Source organism: Metabacillus fastidiosus NBRC 101226 (genome assembly GCF_001591625.1).
Classification (GTDB): Bacteria; Bacillota; Bacilli; order Bacillales; family Bacillaceae; genus Metabacillus; species Metabacillus fastidiosus.
On the sequence record NZ_BCVG01000020.1, the window covers coordinates 22870 to 43789 of the forward strand.

Annotated in this window: 22 protein-coding genes; 19 read left to right on the forward strand and 3 right to left on the reverse strand. The window is 37.3% G+C overall.

Annotated features, from left to right (window positions below):
- The first annotated feature begins 2 nt into the window (after positions 1 to 2).
- From pyrF to BFA01S_RS07725, 15 genes are all read left to right on the forward strand, one after another.
- A complete protein-coding gene (gene pyrF / locus BFA01S_RS07655) occupies positions 3 to 722 on the forward strand; it encodes an orotidine-5'-phosphate decarboxylase (protein WP_066227901.1) in 720 nt (239 codons plus the stop codon).
- Positions 722 to 1357: an orotate phosphoribosyltransferase gene (pyrE, locus tag BFA01S_RS07660; RefSeq protein WP_066227904.1), complete on the forward strand. Its 636-nt coding sequence runs from the start codon at positions 722 to 724 to the stop codon at positions 1355 to 1357. The genes pyrF and pyrE overlap by 1 nt, the downstream gene beginning before the upstream one ends.
- A 67-nt stretch (positions 1358 to 1424) precedes the next feature.
- The gene (arcC, locus tag BFA01S_RS07665; protein WP_066227906.1) at positions 1425 to 2378 is read left to right on the forward strand and encodes a carbamate kinase; all 954 of its coding nucleotides are present in this window, start codon (positions 1425 to 1427) and stop codon (positions 2376 to 2378) included.
- Between the two features lie 88 nt (positions 2379 to 2466).
- Entirely contained in the window at positions 2467 to 3705 is a 1239-nt protein-coding gene (locus BFA01S_RS07670; protein WP_066227908.1) for a M20 family metallo-hydrolase, read from the forward strand.
- A gap of 346 nt (positions 3706 to 4051) precedes the next feature.
- Complete coding sequence (locus BFA01S_RS07675) at positions 4052 to 4753, forward strand: phosphoadenylyl-sulfate reductase (protein WP_066227913.1); 702 nt, start codon at positions 4052 to 4054, stop codon at positions 4751 to 4753.
- 11 nt (positions 4754 to 4764) lie between these two features.
- Positions 4765 to 5832 (forward strand): sulfate permease, encoded by a 1068-nt coding sequence (gene cysP / locus BFA01S_RS07680; protein ID WP_066227917.1) that lies wholly within the window; start codon positions 4765 to 4767, stop codon positions 5830 to 5832.
- 41 nt (positions 5833 to 5873) lie between these two features.
- The gene (gene sat / locus BFA01S_RS07685; RefSeq protein ID WP_066227920.1) at positions 5874 to 7016 is read left to right on the forward strand and encodes a sulfate adenylyltransferase; all 1143 of its coding nucleotides are present in this window, start codon (positions 5874 to 5876) and stop codon (positions 7014 to 7016) included.
- A 12-nt stretch (positions 7017 to 7028) separates the two neighbouring features.
- On the forward strand, positions 7029 to 7646 hold the full coding sequence (gene cysC, locus BFA01S_RS07690; protein ID WP_066227923.1) for an adenylyl-sulfate kinase: 618 nt from the start codon (positions 7029 to 7031) through the stop codon (positions 7644 to 7646).
- 132 nt (positions 7647 to 7778) lie between these two features.
- A complete protein-coding gene (gene cobA / locus BFA01S_RS07695; RefSeq protein WP_066227926.1) occupies positions 7779 to 8552 on the forward strand; it encodes a uroporphyrinogen-III C-methyltransferase in 774 nt (257 codons plus the stop codon).
- Entirely contained in the window at positions 8552 to 9340 is a 789-nt protein-coding gene (locus tag BFA01S_RS07700; protein ID WP_066227929.1) for a sirohydrochlorin chelatase, read from the forward strand. The genes cobA and BFA01S_RS07700 overlap by 1 nt, the downstream gene beginning before the upstream one ends.
- Positions 9309 to 9821 carry an NAD(P)-dependent oxidoreductase gene (locus BFA01S_RS07705; protein ID WP_235842988.1) on the forward strand — a complete coding sequence of 171 codons (513 nt, stop codon included), beginning with the start codon at positions 9309 to 9311 and terminating at the stop codon, positions 9819 to 9821. The genes BFA01S_RS07700 and BFA01S_RS07705 overlap by 32 nt, the downstream gene beginning before the upstream one ends.
- 181 nt (positions 9822 to 10002) lie before the next feature.
- Positions 10003 to 10374 (forward strand): group-specific protein, encoded by a 372-nt coding sequence (locus BFA01S_RS07710; protein WP_066227934.1) that lies wholly within the window; start codon positions 10003 to 10005, stop codon positions 10372 to 10374.
- 16 nt (positions 10375 to 10390) lie between these two features.
- The gene (locus BFA01S_RS07715; RefSeq protein ID WP_066227987.1) at positions 10391 to 10906 is read left to right on the forward strand and encodes an RNA polymerase sigma factor; all 516 of its coding nucleotides are present in this window, start codon (positions 10391 to 10393) and stop codon (positions 10904 to 10906) included.
- Positions 10887 to 11129 carry a hypothetical protein gene (locus tag BFA01S_RS07720; RefSeq protein WP_066227936.1) on the forward strand — a complete coding sequence of 81 codons (243 nt, stop codon included), beginning with the start codon at positions 10887 to 10889 and terminating at the stop codon, positions 11127 to 11129. Before BFA01S_RS07715 ends, BFA01S_RS07720 begins: the two co-directional genes overlap by 20 nt.
- Positions 11130 to 11139: 10 nt before the next feature.
- Positions 11140 to 11808, forward strand: coding sequence for an alpha/beta fold hydrolase (locus BFA01S_RS07725; RefSeq protein ID WP_066227942.1), 669 nt, complete (start codon positions 11140 to 11142; stop codon positions 11806 to 11808).
- Between the two features lie 75 nt (positions 11809 to 11883).
- Here the strand turns inward: BFA01S_RS07725 and BFA01S_RS07730 are convergent, their stop codons facing one another.
- Positions 11884 to 12285, reverse strand: a complete 402-nt coding sequence (locus BFA01S_RS07730) for a VOC family protein (protein ID WP_066227947.1) — start codon at positions 12283 to 12285, stop codon at positions 11884 to 11886.
- A 72-nt stretch (positions 12286 to 12357) separates the two neighbouring features.
- Positions 12358 to 13446, reverse strand: a complete 1089-nt coding sequence (gene hisC, locus BFA01S_RS07735; RefSeq protein ID WP_066227949.1) for a histidinol-phosphate transaminase — start codon at positions 13444 to 13446, stop codon at positions 12358 to 12360.
- Between the two features lie 133 nt (positions 13447 to 13579).
- On the opposite strand from hisC, the gene pdxR reads away from it, so the two are divergent.
- From pdxR to BFA01S_RS07750, 3 genes are all read left to right on the forward strand, one after another.
- Positions 13580 to 15016: a MocR-like pyridoxine biosynthesis transcription factor PdxR gene (gene pdxR, locus BFA01S_RS07740; RefSeq protein WP_066227951.1), complete on the forward strand. Its 1437-nt coding sequence runs from the start codon at positions 13580 to 13582 to the stop codon at positions 15014 to 15016.
- 96 nt (positions 15017 to 15112) lie between these two features.
- On the forward strand, positions 15113 to 15418 hold the full coding sequence (locus BFA01S_RS07745; RefSeq protein ID WP_066227955.1) for a hypothetical protein: 306 nt from the start codon (positions 15113 to 15115) through the stop codon (positions 15416 to 15418).
- Positions 15419 to 15713: 295 nt separating this feature from the next.
- On the forward strand, positions 15714 to 16136 hold the full coding sequence (locus BFA01S_RS07750; protein WP_066227958.1) for a YvaD family protein: 423 nt from the start codon (positions 15714 to 15716) through the stop codon (positions 16134 to 16136).
- A gap of 57 nt (positions 16137 to 16193) precedes the next feature.
- Here the strand turns inward: BFA01S_RS07750 and BFA01S_RS07755 are convergent, their stop codons facing one another.
- The gene (locus BFA01S_RS07755) at positions 16194 to 17912 is read right to left on the reverse strand and encodes an Rqc2 family fibronectin-binding protein (RefSeq protein WP_066227961.1); all 1719 of its coding nucleotides are present in this window, start codon (positions 17910 to 17912) and stop codon (positions 16194 to 16196) included.
- Positions 17913 to 18200: 288 nt separating this feature from the next.
- On the opposite strand from BFA01S_RS07755, the gene BFA01S_RS07760 reads away from it, so the two are divergent.
- Entirely contained in the window at positions 18201 to 20882 is a 2682-nt protein-coding gene (locus tag BFA01S_RS07760; protein ID WP_066227964.1) for a calcium-translocating P-type ATPase, SERCA-type, read from the forward strand.
- Positions 20883 to 20920: the final 38 nt, after the last annotated feature.

Genomic DNA, 20920 nt, shown 5'->3' on the forward strand with positions numbered 1-20920 from the left:
AAATGAACGACAAAAGACCGCTTATGATTGCTCTTGATTTTCAAGAACAAAAACAAGTTGAACAATTTCTCACTTACTTTCCGAATGAAAAACTTTACGTAAAAGTCGGAATGGAGCTTTTTTATGCGGAAGGCTTAAATATTATTCATTATTTAAAAGAACAAGGTCATAATATTTTCTTAGATTTAAAACTTCATGATATTCCAAACACAGTAAAGCAAGGGATGAAAAGCTTGGCGAGACTTGGTGTTGATCTTGTGAATGTTCATGCTGCTGGCGGCAGAAAGATGATGGAAGGAGCGATTGAAGGTCTTGAGGCAGGTACAGAAGCAGGCAGCAAAAGACCTTTATGTATCGCTGTTACCCAATTAACAAGTACGTCTGAAGCAGTTATGCAAAACGAACTTTTAATTCCAGAGAAACTGGATGATGTCGTTATTAAATATGCTCGTCTTGCACATGAAAGCGGACTTGATGGTGTGGTCTGTTCGACACATGAAGTGGAAAGAATTGGACGTGAAGTTAGTCCGTCATTTATTACGGTTACACCAGGTATCCGTATGAAAGATGATGCGGCAAATGATCAGACACGCATCGCGACACCAGACTTAGCAAGACGTCTCGGTTCAACAGCAATCGTCGTTGGCAGAAGTATTACGGCGCAGGCTGATCCATATGAAGCATATATAAGAGTAAAGAGCTCATGGGAGGGTATACAATAATGAGAGAAAATATAGCAAAGCAGCTTTTAGAAATCAAAGCAATTTATTTACAGCCGAATAATCCTTTTACATGGTCAAGCGGTTTAAAATCACCGATTTATTGCGATAACAGACTTACTCTATCTTATCCACAAATTCGTTCTGAAATTGCAGAAGGCCTAGTAAAATTAATTAAAGAACATTTTCCTTCTGTTGAAGCTGTGGCAGGAACAGCAACAGCAGGTATCCCGCACGCTGCATGGGTAAGTGATCGTTTAGAGCTTCCAATGTGCTATGTCCGCTCTAAAGCAAAAGGACACGGAAAAGGAAACCAAATTGAAGGTAAAGCAGAAGCTGGGCAGAAAGTTGTTGTTATTGAAGATCTGATTTCAACGGGCGGCAGTGTTATTACAGCCGTTGAAGCACTTCGTGAGGCAGGTTGTGAAGTACTGGGTACCGTTTCTATTTTTACATACGGGCTTGCTGTCGGCGTCGAAAAATTAGAAAATGCAAAAATTGAGTCTCATTCATTAACAGATTATGAGAGCTTAATCGAAGTTGCTGTAAAAGAAGGATATGTAACAGAAAAAGATGTGAATAAGCTCAAAGAATGGCGTAAAGACCCTACAAACGAAGACTGGATTGAAATGAAATAAGAATGCTATCTAATAGCGTTCTTTTTTTCACATAAGGAATAATGGAGAACAATTAGGAGGTGGAACAATGGGTGAAGTAGTGATCGTTGCGATCGGTGGCAACTCATTGGTAAGAGAAAATGGACGTGACGGAGTAGATGACCAATATGAGGCTGTTTGTGAAACAGTCGTACATATTGCAGATATGGTGGAAGAAGGATACAATGTAGTCGTAACACATGGAAATGGCCCGCAAGTAGGCTTTGGATTAAGAAGATCCGAAATTGCGGAAAAATATAAAGATATGCCGCCCGTACCTTTAGTAAACTGTGTAGCAGATACACAAGGTGGTATCGGCTATCAAATCCAGCAGGCATTAATGAACGAATTTGCAAAACGTGCTATTAATAAAAAGGTCGCAACTGTTATTACACAAGTGGAAGTAAGCAAGGAAGATCCGAATTTTAAACATCCGACAAAGCCGATTGGCTCATTTTTCACGAAAGAACAAGCCGATAAAATGATAGAAGAACATCCGGAATGGACGATGATTGAAGATTCAGGCCGTGGCTACCGCCGTGTTGTTCCTTCGCCAAAGCCGATTGATATTGTTGAAAAAGATGTCATTAAAACATTAATTGATAATAATTATGTCGTTATTGCTGTCGGTGGAGGAGGAATTCCAGTCGTAAAAACAGAACATAGTACATATGAAGGAATTGACGCTGTCATCGATAAAGATTTTGCAACAAGTCTTTTAGCAGAACAAATAAAGGCAGGAACGCTAGTTATTACGACAGGTGTTCCAAAGGTATCTATTAATTTCGGGGAACCGGATCAAAAAGAGCTTGATTTTATTTCTGTTGAAGAGTTAAGGAAGTATAAAGAAGAAAATCATTTTCCAGAAGGAAGCATGCTTCCAAAAGTGGAAGCGAGCTTAAACTTTTTAGAGGCGAGCGGCAAAAGAGTTATTATTACAAATCCAGAAAGCTTAAAAGATGCTGTTAATAAAAAATCCGGTACACATATTGTGAAACAGTAATATTGGAAGCTCAATAAACTTGAGCTTCCTTCGATTTTTGAAAATAAAATGGATAAACTTCTAAATTAACTAAGTGAGGAAAATTCCAATGGATTACAAAGAACGCTATAAAACTTTACTTGATAAAATGAATCAGTATAATTCAGGGGAAATCGGAATTACGAGGGTTGCCTATACAAATTTAGAACAGTCTTGTACACATGCGTTCATGCGCCTATGTAAAGCAGAAGGATTGGATATTCGCCTGGATCCGTGCGGAAACGTGATCGCACGCAGGGAAGGACGTATGAAAGGGCTGCCGCCTGTCGTTATGGGCTCCCATTTAGATACTGTTTATCAAGGTGGGAAATATGACGGGGTCGTTGGTGTAACAGCGGCGCTGGAAGTGATTAAAAGATTAAATGACAAGGAAATTATAACTGACCATCCAATTGAAATTATTTCATTCGCTTGTGAAGAATCATCCCGTTTTGGTGTATCAACAGTCGGAAGCAAAGCGATGGCAGGTCTTATAGATAAAGAAAAATACCGTGATTTAGAAGATCGTGACGGTATTACGATGGAAAAAGCATTTTCATTATGTGCGCTTGATTTTAACAGTATTGACCAAGCGAGTAGGGCGGATGAGGTGTTCCATTCATTTTTTGAGCTTCATATTGAACAAGGACCTGTCCTCATTAATAATGATAAAAAAATCGGAATCGTAACAGGAGTAGCCGCTCCTGCCAGATTTATTATAAAAGTAATCGGGAAGCCATCGCATTCAGGTACAACACCGATGGATATGCGAAAAGACGCTCTTTTAGGGGCAGCGGAAATTGCTCTTGAGCTTGAAAAGGCAGCAAAAGATGAAAGAGAACACGGGACTGTAGCAACAGTTGGTGTGCTAGATGTCTTTTCCGGAGCAATGAACGTTGTCCCAGGTGAAGTCGAATTAAAAGTTGATATTCGCTCCTCTTCATTAGAATCGAGACAGCGTGTATTGGACCGTCTTCACAATATAATAGAAGCTATTAAAGAAAATAGAAAGCTCGATTTTGACTGTAAACAAATTAGTGCGGAAGAACCGGTTTTATTATGCGAAGAACTAATGGAATTACTCAAAGATATTTGTGAACAGAAAGAATTCTCCTATCAGTTCATGCAGAGCGGTGCAGGCCATGACGCAATGAATATGACAAGACTTGGACCTGTTGGACTGATTTTTGTTCCATCTGTTGACGGACTTAGCCATCATCCAAATGAATTTACAGAGCTTGATGACATTATGATGGGAATTGATGTGCTGGAGGAAGCAGTTATTCGTGCTGCTACAATAACTGAATAATGAAGAAAATAGCCTGAAAATACAAGAAACTATGACATTCCTTGTATTTTTGGGCTTTATTTTTATCTCCATTTTGCAGTGAAATTAATACACTATTCTAAATACGATTAAAAAAATTAATCCTATCAAAAAACTTGGATTGACTTTTGATTGAATTGTGTTAAAATTTAAAAAGTAAATCATAAATCGATATGAATATAACTGAATTCTATGTTTCTTTTATTCTATGAAATATATGAAACATTAAAATTAATCAATACCAATTAAGTCGGTATTATTTAATTGGGATCTTGATAAGGAAATAAAAGCTATTTAACTAATATACAAGTAGAAAGAAGTGAAAAGATTGCTAACATATGAGAATTGGACTGAACCAAATCAGGATTTTGAAGTTGATGAAACGTATAAAGGGGCATTAAATGTTCTTAAATCAGTTTATGATGAGTACGGGGAACAAATTGTTTATGCCTGTAGTTTCGGGATTGAGGGAATCATTATGATCGACTTAATCTCGAAAGTAAAAGAAGATGCAAAAATCGTCTTTTTAGATACAGATCTTCATTTTAAAGAAACGTATGAGTTAATTGATAAAGTAAAAGAAAAATATCCTCTGTTGGATATCGAGCTTAAAAAGCCGAAATTAACATTGGAAGAGCAAGCGGCTGAACACGGGGATAAATTATGGGAAAGAGAACCGAATAAATGCTGTAATATAAGAAAGATCATTCCTTTAAACGAAGCACTTCAAGGGGCAACAGCATGGATTTCCGGTTTAAGAAGAGAACAGTCTGAATCTAGAAAACATACAAACTTTATTAATAAAGACGAGAAATTCAAGTCGATAAAAATTTGCCCGCTTATTCATTGGACGTGGAAAGATGTATGGAGATATGCACATAAACATAGCTTGCCATACAATGTGCTGCATGATAACGGGTATCCAAGTATCGGCTGTGAGCCTTGTACAAACCCTGCATTTAATGCAGATGATATGAGATCAGGAAGATGGACAGGGCAGATGAAAACAGAATGCGGCCTCCATCAATAGGGGGATAAGAAATGTTAGAAATCATTGCGATAGCAATTAGTTTATTTTTTGCGATGAATATCGGTGCGAGCGGTGCAGCCGCATCGATGGGTGTCGCATATGGGGCCGGAGCGATAAAAAAAGCAAGATATGCTCTTCTCATCTGTGCAGTTGGTGTTATACTAGGAGCTGTAATAGGTGGGGGAGAAGTAGTCAAAACAATTAGTTCAGGAATTATTCCGAATTCGATTGTTACCGTTAAAATTGTTGTTATTGTTCTTGCATCAGCGACAAGCTCCTTATTTTTAGCAAATATCCTTGGCATTCCTTTATCGACGAGTGAAGTAACCGTCGGGGCTGTGGTAGGTGTGGGAATTGCGTATAACACATTGTATGTAAAGTCACTTTTAACCATTGTTTCATTCTGGGTAGTTATCCCGTTTGTTGCATTTGGTATTGCAGTGATTTTCATTAAATTGTATCATAAATTTAAAGGCACGAAAAAAATTGGAAAAGAAGGAAAGATACTTACGATTATTCTTATCTGTGCGGGCTTTTTTGAAGCATTTTCAGCAGGAATGAATAATGTTGCAAATGCTGTCGGTCCTTTAGTAAGTGCAGGGCTTATCACTGTATCAAAAGGAACTTGGATTGGCGGGATATTCGTTGCAATCGGTGCACTCGTTTTAGGGAAAAGAGTACTTGAAACAAATGGGAAAAAGATAACGAAATTTACAAAAGTTGAAGGTATCCTTATTTCATCAACGGGGGCTATACTCGTTATTATCAGTTCTATTTTCGGAATTCCAGTACCACTTACACAAGTAACATCCTCATCCATACTCGGAATTGGAATTGCAAAAAGCGGTACGAATGTTTTTCAGAAGAAAGTTGTACAAAATATGTTAAAGATTTGGATTATTTCTCCGTTAGTTTCCCTTTCTATGTCATATGGACTTGTGAAACTATTCGTTGAGGATGATTTATATACCATTATTGTTCTGCTCAGTTTATTAATTGCAACAATCGGAGCAATTAGTTTAATGAAATCAAGCAGGCAAGATCAGCGCACAGTCCATGAAGATGGCGGCGGTATTTAATATTAAAACCAACTATCATTATAAGCTTAGGAGGAGTAAAAATGAGTTTACAACCACATGGCGGCAAATTAGTCCAAGCAGTTAATTTAGGTGCATCTGTTACACATATTACGAAAGAAATTGAGTTAGATAATATTGCTTTAAGTGATTTAGAATTAATAGCAATCGGGGGTTACAGCCCAATTGAAGGATTTTTAAATAAAGCAGACTATGAATCTGTCGTAAAAAATATGAGATTAAGTGATGGAACTGTTTGGAGTATTCCAATTACATTACCGGTAACAGAACAAGTAAAAGATACTTTAGCAATCGGTGACGAAGCAAAACTTGTTTTTGACGGGGAAGTATATGGAACAATTGAAATTTCTGATATTTTCAAGCCGAACAAAGAGGAAGAAGCGGTAAATGTATACCGTACAGATGACCAGGCACATCCAGGTGTGAAAAAAATGTTCGAACGCGGAGATTTCTATGTTGCAGGGAAAATTACATTAGTTAAACGTGCAGCACAGCCGTTCCCGGATTATTATTTTGACCCGAAAGAAACGCGTCAAACGTTCAGTGACTTAAACTGGAAAACAATCGTTGGTTTCCAAACGAGAAATCCTGTTCACCGTGCGCATGAATACATTCAAAAAACAGCGATGGAAACAGTTGATGGTTTACTGCTTAATCCATTAGTTGGTGAAACAAAATCAGATGATATCCCAGCTGATATTCGTATGGAGAGCTATGAAGTTTTACTTAAAAACTACTATCCTAGCGATCGTGTACGTTTAGCAGTATTCCCAGCTGCAATGCGCTATGCAGGTCCAAGAGAAGCAATTTTCCATGCACTTGTTCGTAAAAACTACGGATGTACGCATTTCATCGTTGGCCGTGACCATGCAGGTGTTGGTGATTATTACGGAACATATGATGCACAGCATATTTTCTCTAACTTCACATCTGAAGAGTTAGGTATTACACCAATGTTTTTCGAACACAGCTTCTACTGCAATAAATGTGAGGCGATGGCAAGTTCAAAAACATGTCCGCACGGTGCAGAGGACCGCGTTATTTTATCTGGTACAAAAGTTCGCGGAATGCTTCGCAGCGGAGAAATTCCACCGAGCACATTCAGCCGTAAAGAAGTAATTGAAGTATTAATTGCAGGACTAAAACAAACTGCTGTAACACAGTAATGGAGGATAATAATGGCTACGAATATTGTATGGCATGAGGCATCTGTCTCAAAAGAAGATCGCAGAGAAAAAAATGACCACGGCAGCTTTTGCTTATGGTTCACAGGTCTTTCGGGCTCTGGGAAATCAACTTTAGCAAATGCGCTCGCTAAATATCTTTTTGAAGCAAATGTTCAGACATATGTATTAGACGGTGATAATGTGCGCCATGGACTTAATAAAGACCTTGGGTTTACAGATGAAGACCGTAAAGAAAATATTCGCCGTATCGGTGAAGTGTCAAAATTATTCGTTGATGGCGGTCAAATCGTTGTCACGGCATTCATTTCACCATTCCGTGAAGATCGCCAGCAAGTGCGTGATATTTTAAATGAAAATGAATTTTTCGAAATTTATGTGAACTGTTCATTAGATGAATGTGAGAAACGTGATCCAAAAGGTTTATATAAAAAAGCGCGCAACAATGAAATCAAACATTTTACAGGAATTGATTCACCATATGAAGCACCTGTAAATCCTGAATTAGTTGTTAATACGGAATCACAGTCGATTCAAGAGTCAGTAAAAACAATTGTACAATTTTTGGAAGAAAAAGGATTAATCAAAAGCGGAATTTCAAACGGTATTTAAACAATTACTATTGAGTGATGTCGAATTATCGGTTATTCTGTAATATATATTATAACGGCCTGACCTCTCTAATTTATTGCTAGAGAGGTTTGGTATTACATTCACAGGGAATGATAAAGGAGGGAAGTTGAAATGGCGAAGGTTTATTTAGTCGGTGCAGGCCCCGGTGATGAAGAATTATTAACGATTAAAGCGCTTAAATGTATTAAAGAAGCAGATGTTATTTTATATGACAGACTTGTAAATAAAGAGATTTTAAAACATGCAAAAGAAGATGCAGATCTTATTTACTGTGGGAAACTCCCAAACTATCATACGATGAAACAAGAAACGATTAATCATTTTCTTGTGAAATATGCAAAAAGCGGCAAAATTGTTACACGCTTAAAAGGTGGAGACCCCTTTGTTTTCGGCAGGGGCGGGGAAGAAGCAGAAGCCTTAGCTATGAATAACATCCCATTCGAAATCGTACCTGGAGTAACATCAGGTGTTGCAGCGGCTGCATATGCTGGAATTCCTGTTACACATCGTGACCTAAGTGCGAGCGTCGCTTTTATTACAGGTCATCGCAAAGATGATGCGGATGAAGAAATAAGATGGGAAGCACTTGCTAAAGGGATTGATACACTTGCAATTTATATGGGTGTCGGTAATCTTCCTTATATTCAAGCTCAGCTTCTTAAACACGGCAAAAGTGAACAGACACCTGTTGCTGTCATTCATTGGGGAACGACAAATATACAGAGAACAGTGACAGGCACATTGGAGAATATTTATGATGTCGTTAAGCAGCAGAATATTACGAATCCAAGTATGATTATTATTGGTGATGTCGTTAACCTAAAAGATAAATTAAGCTGGTATGAAGAAAGACTTCTACAAACCGCTGCGAGTGAGGCGTTTTAATGATGAAACAGGCAGTATTATATGTATGTCATGGCAGTCGTGTACCGGAAGCATGCAGAGAAGCGCTTGCCTTTATTGATAAAGTGAAACCATTAGTTAATGTTTCTATTCAGGAAACAGGCTTTTTAGAATTAGCTGAACCGACAATTGGTGATGGATTTAAAGCCTGTGTTGACAAAGGTGCGACACATATAGCTGTTGTTCCTTTACTGCTGCTTACTGCAGCACATGCGAAAAAGGATATTCCAGAAGAACTGGCACATGTCGCAAGCAATTATCCGGATATTAAGCTGACGTATGGGAAACCAATCGGTGTGGATGAAAGAATTGCCGACATTTTACTGGGAAAAATGAATGAAAAAGAAGCGCTAGCCTCTGATTCAATTGCTATATTGGTCGGGCGCGGCAGCAGTGATCCGGATGTGAAAAGAGATTTCACAGAGATTGCTCGTCAACTACAGGAAAAATCAAGCCTAAAACAAGTGAAAGCCTGTTTTTTGACAGCAGCAGAACCTAGCTTTGATGATGTTATTCATGATATTCATGCATCAAATGAACAGCAGATTTATTTGCTTCCTTATTTAATTTTCACAGGCTTATTGAAAAAAGGAATTGATAAAACGGTTCAAAGCTATGATTGGGGAAATCGTTCTCTCTATCACTGTGATTATCTTGGTGACCATCCTCTATTATTAAATATTTTCATGCAGCGTGTTCAGGAAACAGTTGAAAATAAAAATAATGAATATGTATTTCATGTGGACGAATATGCTTCCGTTGCATATTGATTTTTCAGCAAAAGAAGTTTTAATCGTCGGTGGTGGAAAAATTGCACTCCGTCGGCTTAAAACTTTTTTACATGCAGGAGCAAATATTACAGTTGTCAGTCCTGAAGCCTGTGAAGAAATTGCCAGGTTAGCTGAGCAAAATGAAATTTGCTGGAAGCAGGAAAAGGTGAGTGTGGAACATTTGCATTCGCCTTTTCTTATCGTTGCCGCAACCCATGATCATGATGTAAATGAATGGATCGGAAAAAATACTCGCCCTAATCAGCTTGTTAATATTGCAAGCAAGATGGAAAAGGGAAATGTATTAATACCGAAAATCGTGAAAAAAGGGAAACTTACGCTTTCCATCTCCACAAACGGGGCGAGTCCGACACTGGCGAAGGAGCTGGGGGAGAAGCTTAGTTCTCAGTTTGATGATGATTTTATTAAAGAGCTTGATATGCTGTATGAAGAGAGACAGAGGAGAATCCGCAGGCGATAGCTTGCGGATTCTTTTACATTGGATTTTTAAACACTTCTATCTCTTTTTTGTATTCAAATACTTTATATTTCCAAATTACATCGCTATATTATTAGTGCCCAAATAATTTTCAGAAAAAAATGAACCTTTTCACTTTTTCATTTGTATAGTTGATAGATGAAAGGAAGAGGAGGAAAAAATAATGGATACTGGCTGGATTGTTTCCCTTATTGTTGGAGGGGTATTAATGATTCTGATTTTAGCGATTGCAATACCGATGGATCGAAAATATATTGTCCGCGAAAATGGAAAAATCAATTATAGGAAAACAAAAATATTTTTGCGATGGAATGTGTTTGATACACTTTCTCTTAGTTTAGCAATATATTCTATCATTTGTGTGCAGGCACTTAATTTTCTTATAAGTAAAGGGGAAACGATTGAAAATGTTTTTGTTCAATTTTTTACAAATCAGGCGCAAGTGTGGACAATCGTAGCATTTATGTATGTTATTACGAGATTGTCAATGACTTTAAAATCAATTAAAGAACGCTGGGGCGATAATATTGAGTGAGCGTGAGGATGAGCTGATGCTCTCTTATCAAAATGGAGAAGAGGAAGCTTTAGACAGGATTTATATAATATTAAAACAGCCCCTTTACTCCTTCGTTTACCGCTATACGAGGGATGAACAATTAAGCATCGATATTGTGCAGGATACATTTATGCAATTGCAGCGTCATAAGAAATCTTATGATTCCAGTAAAGGAAAACTTAAATCATATCTTTTTCAAATCGCGTACCGATTAATGGTTACGAAAATAAACCGGCGTAAAAAATGGCAAAGTCTTCTGCCGTTTCTCACTCCGAAAGTAACGGAGGAGATGCACCATGCCGACCGGATGACGATTCGTGAAGCTGTTTCGAGTCTTCCTGATAAACAGCGTGCAGTTATTCTGCTTTCTTATTATCATGATATGACACAGGAAGAAATCGCGAAAATACTTGAAATACCTAAAGGGACGGTCAAATCAAGATTACATAAAGCGATGAAAAACTTAAAGGAACAGTTGGAGGGAAATGATAATGAATCAAGATCCATTTAAAGAGGAACAGCATTTGCAAAACAAGCTCGATGAATATCATATTCAGATTCCTGATTTCCCACGAAAACGAAGCCGTTTCGAACGGTTTATTCATATTCTCGCTTCACCTGCAAAAGATCCGTTTGAACAAACTATTGCAACAATTAATGGAGTAATGCTATTAAAAGTGGCACCAGCTGTTATAATGGTAGTAATTGGACTTTTACAAATATTATTACTATAGAAATGTCTGGATGTGGGATAAGCAAGTTGAATACTTCAAACATTATCACTGTTTAGTACCAACTTTACCGGGACATGGTTTGCAAACAGAGAAGGTACCTTTTTCTATTCACGACTGTGCGCTAGAAATTATACAGTTAATTGAAGAAAAAAGAACGGAAAAAGAAATTATTTTAATAGGCTTTTCTTTAGGTGCGCAGGTTGTAATTGAGATATTAAGTATTGCACCTAATCTAGTAAGCTATGCTGTCATTAATAGTGCGAATGTTATGAACACTCGTTTTATGGATACAATGGTCGCACCGTTAATAAAAATAACATCAGGACTTGTGAAAAATAAAACTTTTGCGAAAATGCAGGCGAAGCAATTATACATAAGTGAACAATATTTTGAAACATATTATAGAGAAAGTATCGAAATGGATACGGATAATCTTATTAATATTCTCAAGGAAAGCTTTTCTTATGAAATGCCATCAAGTTTTTCAAAAAGCAGTGCGAAAATATTAGTGACTGTAGGAGAAAAAGAGAAGCCGATAATGAAAAAATCAGCAGCTAAAATAGCAGAACAAAACTCAAATTGCAAGGAAATGATTATTCCGAGAATAGGACATGGCTTTCCTTTAGCGGATCCTGATTCATTCAATGAGACGGTTGAGGCGTGGATCAATGATAATTGAAAGGAAAGAAAATTTACAATGTGAGCTGGAAAGGATAACACTATCGCTTCAACTTTTGAAACGATAGTGTTTATTTTATTCATTTTTCGCTAAATTCAACTGCCAGGAGACACCGTATTTATCTTCTACCCAGCCAAATTTCTCGCTCGTAGGCAAAGGTGCGAGGGGCATGAGTACTTGTCCGTCCTGTGCGAGTTTTCCAAAAACTGTTTCAATTTCTTCTCTTGAGTCACAAGTAACGAACAGAGACATTGCAGGAGTGAAAGGAATGTCGTTGCCATTACTGTTATCAATGCACATGAATGTTTGTCCTTTTAATGAAAATACGGCATGTAATATAGATCCTGTTTGTTTATCTTTATTTTCTTCGTGATAGGTAATATGAATGATTTCTGATTGATTAAATATGGATGTGTAATAATTCATTGCTTCCTCCGCAGTTCTAGGAAACATTAAGAAGGTTGTGATTTTTTGCATATGAGTCCTCTCCTTTTTAATCAATTTCGAACATTTGTTCTATTTTTATACTAAAGTAACAGTTTTATATTGTCAACTATTATTAAAAGTAGCACTCTCCATAAGTTTTTTTAAATAATCATATAAAATCTTCATTTCCTCCTCTGTCCCAATGGAAATACGCAGTTTATCGTAGAGGAGTTTATCTTCGAAATAACGCACATAAATATTTCTTTCGAGCAGCTGATTATATAATTTTCTTGCTCTGTCCTTTCCTAAATGAGCAGGAGGAGAACATAAAACGAAATTTGTCTGTGATTGTATAACATTAAATCCAAGCTTTCTAATATTTTTAATAAAATCATCTCTAGTGCGTTTGACAGCATCTGTCGTAGTTTTTAAATGTTTTTCATCCAGTAAAGCAGCTAAAGCCAGTTGTTGACTAATGAAATTAACATTGTATAAATTTTTCCCTTTTTCCAATGCTGAAATTAAAGCTTCATCAGCAAAGCAATAGCCGACCCGAACGCCGCATAGAGAATAAGCTTTAGAAAATGTCCTCACGACTACTAAATTTTTATACTTTTTAATCAGAGGAACGATGGATGAATCAGCTTCGGCAAAATCTATATATGCCTCATCAACAATAACGAGTCCTGAGAAATGTTTCGCTATCCGTTCAACTTCTTGAGGAGGTAATAATAGACCGGTTGGCGCGTTTGGATTTACGAGGACAATCGCCTTTGCCTCAGCTGTAATTAATGCATCAGTATCAATTGTAAAGTTATAACGGACAGGGATTTTTAAACATTCTACCTGATGAACAGCAGCCATACTGTAGTATAATGCGAACGATGGATCAGGGATAGCGATCCGGTGACCTCTATCAAGAAATACAGTAAATAATAGAGAAATAATTTCGCTTGAACCGTTTCCGCAAAATGTTTGTTCTTTTTTCACATCATACTTTCTTGCTAATGCTCTTCGCAGTTCATCACATTGTGAATTAGGATAGCGTCGCAATGATTCCTCTTTTATCGTACGAAAAACATTGAGAACATTTGGTGATGGCGCATATGGATGTTCATTTAAGTTTAATTTAATGACATCATTTCCTGTTGGTGGCTGAATACCTGATACATAAGGTTTTATCTGTTTAATATGTGGCAATATCATTGTCATTCATTATCTCTCCTTTTTAAAAGAATGGGAAAAAGATGTTATGATGAGAATAATCTGAATTTGTCATTTGAAAAATAGCCAGTTTTGATTTTTTATGAGTGACAGATTATTTCTCGCGAGGGGGAGATGTGAAATGATTGTAATAACACCGAAGCTTGATATGGAATCTAAAGAAGCTTTATATATACAATTATATAAATATATTCGAAATGAAATTATGGAAGGAAGAATGGAAAAGAACAGCAAGCTCCCGTCTATTAGAACATTATGTGATCATTTAAATATTAGCAGGACACCAGTAGTGCTTGCATACGAACAATTACTTGCAGAGGGGTATATTCAAAGTAAAGATCGGAGCGGTTTTTTTATTATGGATATAGCAGAAAGTTCTTTTTTCTCTTCCAATACGTTAATAGAGGAAAAAAATAATATATTATCTTCTCCATCTCGGCTTTATCATGCTTCTAAGTACGAGGAAGTACTGTATGATTTTGGATATGGAAGTGTTGATTTAGAAAATTTCCCGTTTATAAAGTGGAAGAAAATGATGAACCGCTGCTTACTCCCGGAAAGCAGTGAACTTCTCTTATACGGAGATTTACAAGGAGACGAAGAGCTGAGAGAAGAAATCGCAGTATATTTGCATCAAATTCGAGGTGTAAGGTGTTCTCCCCAGCAAATCGTAATCGGTGCTGGCACATATCATTCTTTAGACTTGCTTTTCCAGCTGCTTAGAGAGGATGTTTCTTTGCTAGCATTAGAAAAATCAGTTAATGACGGGGTCCAGACACTGATTGAACAATATCGTTTTGGGATCCATTCTTTAGAATTAGAACATGACGGTGTTCGAATGGAAGATGTATATAAAAGTAAAGCGCAGGCAGTATATGTAACACCTTCACATCAATTCCCATTTGGAATGACAATGTCGGTGAATAAGCGGATTAAACTTCTGAACTGGGCGAATGAAGAGCAAGCATATATTATCGAGAATGATTATGATGGGGAATTCCGCTATAACAGCAGGCCGATTCCATCACTGCAAAGCTTTGATCAAAATGAGAGAGTAATTTATATCGGCACATTTTCTAAAGCACTCACACCCTCTTTTCGTATTAGCTATCTCGTATTGCCGACTCGATTATTAGAAAGATTTAGGGAGAAAAAACATAGTTATGATCAGCTGGCATCTCCGATTTTTCAAAAAACATTGCAAATGTTTATGAAATCCGGTGATTTTGAAAGGCATATGCGTAAAATGAGGAATTTATATAAGAAAAAGCATGATATCCTTCTGCAAGCTATTCATGAATATTTAGGGGATAATGTGACTATCATCGGTGCAGGTTCAGGCTTACATATTTTACTGGAAGTACGGAATGGGATGACAGAGGACGAATTAATTGAGTCAGCAAAGCAAAGGAGTGTAAAAATTTATCCGACATCTGTTTACGCTTTAGAGGGAGAGCGAAGTGCGATGCCAGCTATTTTACTCGGCTTCGGCGGATTGTCTGAAGAACGAATTGTCTTAGGGATTGAACAGCTTAAAATTGCGTGGGGTATGGAATAAGAGAATTTATCTAAACAGAAATAATCTTGGTGAAAACGGATACAAAAACTATGATATAATGGCATATATAAACATCTTATCAAGGGGGATATTTTTTTGGGGAAAATAAATAAATGGGTAGTTGCAGTATTTTATACAATTATTCTAACAGTTATTTCCTATTTTTCATTAAAAACATTAATGGAGCTTGGAATGGAAGGAAGATTAATTCTTGATTTTAAATTCAATGGGGTATTAATGGCATTTTTTGCTGGTATTTTATTACTAGCTGTCGTTGTAAGAAAATATATAACAGACTCTACTGCTGATGAGAAAGAGAGAGGAAAGCTGGGGAATCTATTTATCTATTCTTCTGTTTGTTCGGTTCTTCTTTTATTCGGTATGCTTGTAATTAATAATTAGTTTATATTGTTTGTTTAAATATGGAACGTATTTTCTTTACATATGAGAAAATACGTTTTTATATTGTCATTAAAAATGATTGATGTGTCTGTGCATATGCTATTTGGACAATTATAAATTTTAGTTAGTACATTCATCAGTGTTTTTACTTTAACGAAAGCTTTAATGTTCTTAAAATTGGTTCTATCATCCTCATTATCGCTGATGGAACGACATTGGAATTTCCAACAGGTGAAAGGAAAAAACAGATAGACACATTGTAGAGAGTGAAAGAAAGTAAAGACTTAAGGAGTTTATGATGAAATATTTAAAACCATTTTTCTTAGTAACAGATATAGGGTTTATTATTTATTGGATTGTCACCTATTTTAATTTCATACCAAAAAGCTGGGCCTTCAAAGATTATGACAATGCCATTATTATGGCTTGGAACTGGTCCTTTTTTCCTTTAGATATTTTCATTTCAATAACTGGACTTTATAGTTTATATCTACATAGAAAAGGGCGGGATACATGGAGATCATTTGCTTTGATTTCCTTAGTGCTGACATTTTGTTCGGGACTGCAAGCGATCGCTTTTTGGGCTTTTAACAAAGATTTTGATATTAGCTGGTGGGCGATGAATTTGTATTTAATGATTTATCCATTATTTTTTATGCGGCTGTTTTTTTCTAAAAAAGAAACAGATTTTTCAGGATCAGTAAACGAGTATAAGTGACCCGTTTTTATTTAAAAAAGAGTGTTAAATCGAAAATGATCTAACACTCCAGCTTATTTATTTTCTTCTTGCAAACACAAAATCTTCATCAGGTGTCACATAAACCGTTTGCTGATTATCATAAATAACGAAGCCGGGTTTTGCACCGCTCGGTTTTTTAACATGTCTAATTAATGTAAAGTCAACAGGGACAGAGCTTGAAGTTTTTGCTTTACTAAAGTATGCGGCAATTCTTGCTGCTTCTAAAATAGTCTCTTCTGTAGGCTCCTTACTGCGGATGACGACATGCGAGCCTGGGATATCTTTCGTATGGAGCCAAATTTCATCTCTTCCTGCAAGTCGGTTCGTTAAATATTCATTTTGTTTATTATTTTTGCCGACTAAAATTTCTGTACCGTCTGTTGCGGTATAATGTTCAATTGTCGGCGTCTGTGATTTCTTCTTTTTTAATCCCTTATTTGTATGGCGCTGTTTTAAATAGCCGCCCTCTACTAATTCTTCGCGCATTTCTTCAATATCTTTCGGTGAAGCTGATTCAATTTGCTGAAGGAGTCCGTCAAAATAATTAATCTCTCCTGAAGCAAGCTCGATCTGTTCTTTGACGACAGCAACAGAGTTTTTCGCTTTTTGATATTTTTGAAAATAGGTTTGGGCATTTTCAGAAGGGGTTTTCTGTTCATTTAAACGAATCGTTACAGTGCCACCGTTTTCATCGTAATAGTTTAAAACAGTCGCTTCCTTCTGACCTTTTTTCAGAGCATGAAGATTTGCCGTCAGCAGTTCACCGTATAACTGGTATTCATTCGCTTTTTCTGCATCTCCTAAAGTTGCTTCAAGCTTTTTAATTTTATTAATATTTTTCTTCTTTTCATTCGCAATAAATCGCTCCAGATCATGTCCTTGCTGTTTTACGCGGTCACGTTCAGCTTTTCCATAATAAAAGCGGTCGAGCAGTTCCGATAAAGAAGAGAAAGTTTTCCTGTCTGCCGCTTGAAGATGTGTCAGCTCTATCATATAAAACATTTCTTTCTTTCCGGCAACAGTTATTTGAGGAGACGTTTTAAAAGATTTTACTTCCTCTATTAACTGAAGGAATGCATTTGGAACGGTCGTCCGATTGGCAAGACCTGCACGGAAAATAGCCTCTTTAGCGAACAGAGGAGAAACCCCGGCAAATTGTTCGACGAGCTGTGTATCTAATTTTCCACCATTAAAATCAAGTTTTTTCAGCATTGTTTCTTCATCAATTAAAAAAGGATTAAGTTTCTCCTGGTTTGGCGGAAGGACGTATGAATGACCAGGCATGACTGTCCGGTGACGGTTTACAGCAGGTGATAGATGTTTCACACTGTCTAAAATAAGTCCGTCTCTATCCTGATCAAGCAAAATAATATTACTGTGGCGTCCCATAATTTCAACAACGATCCGCTTTTCTGTTATATCGCCAAGTTCATTTCGTGATTTTATATCAATAAGAATAATTCTTTCCATTTCCAGCTGTGTAATATTCTCAATAAATCCGCCCTCTAAATGCTTTCTTAAAAGCATGCAGAACATCGGAGGCTCACTTGGATTTTCATAAGCTTCATCGGTTAAATGAATACGGGCATAGCTCGGATGTGCCGATAAAAAAAGTTTATGGTTTTTCCCGTTTGCGCGTACTTGAAGAATTAAGTCATATTTATATGGCTGATGAATTTTCGTTATTTTACCGCTAATCAAAGAGTCTTTTAATTCATTGGTAATCGAATATGTAAAAAGTCCATCAAAAGACATTATTTAAACCCCATCTCTAAAAGCATTATTATATTTTCTATGTTTTCTGTTCCTCTTAAAATAGAAAAATTGTATATCCAGCTTCAACGCATAGTCTCTCTATGGTCCAGTTCCTTATGAATGGAAGGAAAAGAACACTTTCTATTCATGAGCGCCTTATTTGGCTAAGGCTTAGCAAGGCGTTTTTCGCTTTTAATTATTATAGCATGTTTTAGGACGAGGCTGAATAAGTTGTCTGTATAGGAAGTCAGGACAATTATTCTCGTTTAAGGAGTGAGAACAGATCCGATGAAATGGCATGAGATGAGACTTGAAGATGTAATGAAATCAACCAATAGTGACAGAGAGGCTGGACTATCGAGCAAAGAAGCAGAAAAAAGAATACAAAAACACGGTTATAATGAGCTGCAGGAGGCTGAAAAACCGTCTGCTTTTCTCGTTTTTTTAGCGCAGTTTAAAGATTTCATGGTGCTTGTTTTATTAGCGGCGACACTCGTTTCGGGGCTTCTCGGCGAATATATCGATGCAATTGCGATTATTGCAATTGTCATTATAAATGGAGTGTTAGGTTTTTTTCAGGAGCGGAAAGCGGAAAAATCACTTGATGCTTTAAAGGAATTATCCGCCCCGCAAGTGATTGCTCTCCGTGATGGTGAGTGGATGAAAATACCATCTAAACAATTAGTACCAGGGGATATTGTTAAATTTTCAAGCGGAGACAGGATCGGTGCTGATCTGAGAATTATAAGCGCAAAAAGCTTGGAAATTGAAGAATCAGCCTTAACAGGGGAATCGGTACCAGCGGAAAAAGAAACGAAACCGATCGCAGGTGATAATGTCGGTCTTGGTGATTTAACGAATATGGCTTTCATGGGAACTCTCGTTACGAGAGGGTCCGGTGTTGGAATCGTTATCGGCACTGGGATGAAAACAGCAATGGGACAAATTGCAGATTTACTGCAAAATGCCGAAACGATGGAAACACCGCTTCAAAGAAGATTGGAACAGCTCGGGAAAATTTTAATTGTTGTTGCTCTCCTTTTAACTGTTCTCGTCGTTGTCGTCGGAGTGTTAAATGGTCATGAGCTTTATGAAATGTTTTTAGCGGGTGTGTCCTTAGCTGTTGCGGCAATTCCTGAAGGGCTTCCGGCAATTGTAACTGTTGCTCTTTCACTCGGCGTGCAGCGAATGATTAAGCAAAAATCAATTGTAAGAAAATTGCCTGCTGTTGAAACACTTGGCTGCGCGTCTGTTATTTGTTCTGATAAAACAGGTACGCTAACACAGAATAAGATGACAGTGACACATATTTGGTCAGGAGAAAAAACATGGCAAGTAAGTGGAACTGGTTATGATCCGCATGGAGAGTTTTTTGATGAGGAAAGAAAAGTTGATGCAAGGAATAATAAAACACTTCAGCAGATTTTAACGTTTGGCCTACTTTGTAACAGTGCTAATCTTGTGGAAAAAGACGGAAATTTTCATCTGGACGGTGATCCAACAGAGGGAGCGCTATTAACTGCCGCTATGAAAGCCGGCTTTAGAAAAGAAGCTCTATTAAAAAGTTTTACAATTGTTGAAGAGTTTCCATTTGATTCCACTCGGAAAATGATGAGTGTTGTCGTTCAGGATAAAGCAGGCAAGCGTTTTGTCGTTGTAAAAGGAGCTCCGGATGTATTACTAACAGTTTCAACTGAAGTTCTTTGGAAGGAAAGGAAAGAGGGTTTTTCCCAGCAGTATAAAGACAAAGCAAAAAAAGCAATTGAAACACTTGCAGAACAGGCGCTTCGCACGATTGCTGTTGCTTTTAAACCGCTTAAAGATAATGAAAATATTCGTTCAAGTTTTGAAGCGGAAAGAGATTTAATTTTTGTCGGTCTGCAAGGGATGATTGACCCGCCGCGTCCTGAAGTGGCACTTGCTGTGAAGGAATGTAAAGATGCGGGTATTAAAACTGTTATGATAACTGGAGACCATGTTATTACAGCAGAAGCGATCGCAAAGCAATTGAAGATATTGCCCTCGAATGGAGGAAGAGTAATCGATGGGCCAACATTACAGGAATTATCTGTTGAAGAGCTCGAAGAAATTGTCGATGATGTGTATGTTTTTGCCCGTGTTTCACCGGAGCATAAATTAAAAATTGTAAAAGCACTTCAAAAAAGAGGACATATTGTCGCAATGACAGGGGATGGAGTAAACGATGCTCCGGCAATTAAAGCGGCAGATATCGGAATCTCTATGGGAATAACAGGAACAGATGTTGCAAAAGAAGCATCATCACTTGTGTTAGTCGATGATAACTTTGCGACGATTAAGTCAGCGATTAAAGAAGGGCGTAATATTTATGAAAATATTCGTAAATTCATTCGCTACTTACTTGCATCAAACGTCGGTGAAATTCTTGTCATGCTTTTCGCAATGCTTCTCGGACTTCCTTTACCGCTCGTGCCGATTCAAATTCTATGGGTGAACTTAGTAACAGACGGACTGCCTGCAATGGCCCTAGGACTTGATCAGCCGGAAGGGGATTTAATGAAACGAAAACCTCGCCATCCGAAAGAAGGAGTATTTGCCCGGGGGCTCGGCTGGAAAGTAGTTTCACGGGGATTTTTAATCGGTATCGCAACACTTGCTGCATTTATGATCGTCTATTACCGCGATCCTAATAATTTGATTTATGCACAGACAATTGCATTTGCAACACTTGTTTTAGCACAGCTTATCCATGTATTTGACTGCCGGAGTGAAAAATCAATTTTTGAACGTAATCCATTTGAAAATATGTACTTAATTTTCGCGGTTATTTCATCATTCTTACTCATGCTTATCGTTATTTATTTCGAACCGGTTCAGCCTATTTTCCATACGGTGGCAATTGAACCACGTGATTGGCTGCTCGTTGTCGGATTCTCTGCTATTCCAACTTTTTTACTAGCAGGCTCACTTTTAACGAGAAAATCAAAGTAAGGTATGTTATAATGCAAAGAGGGGATGACCCGCTAAAG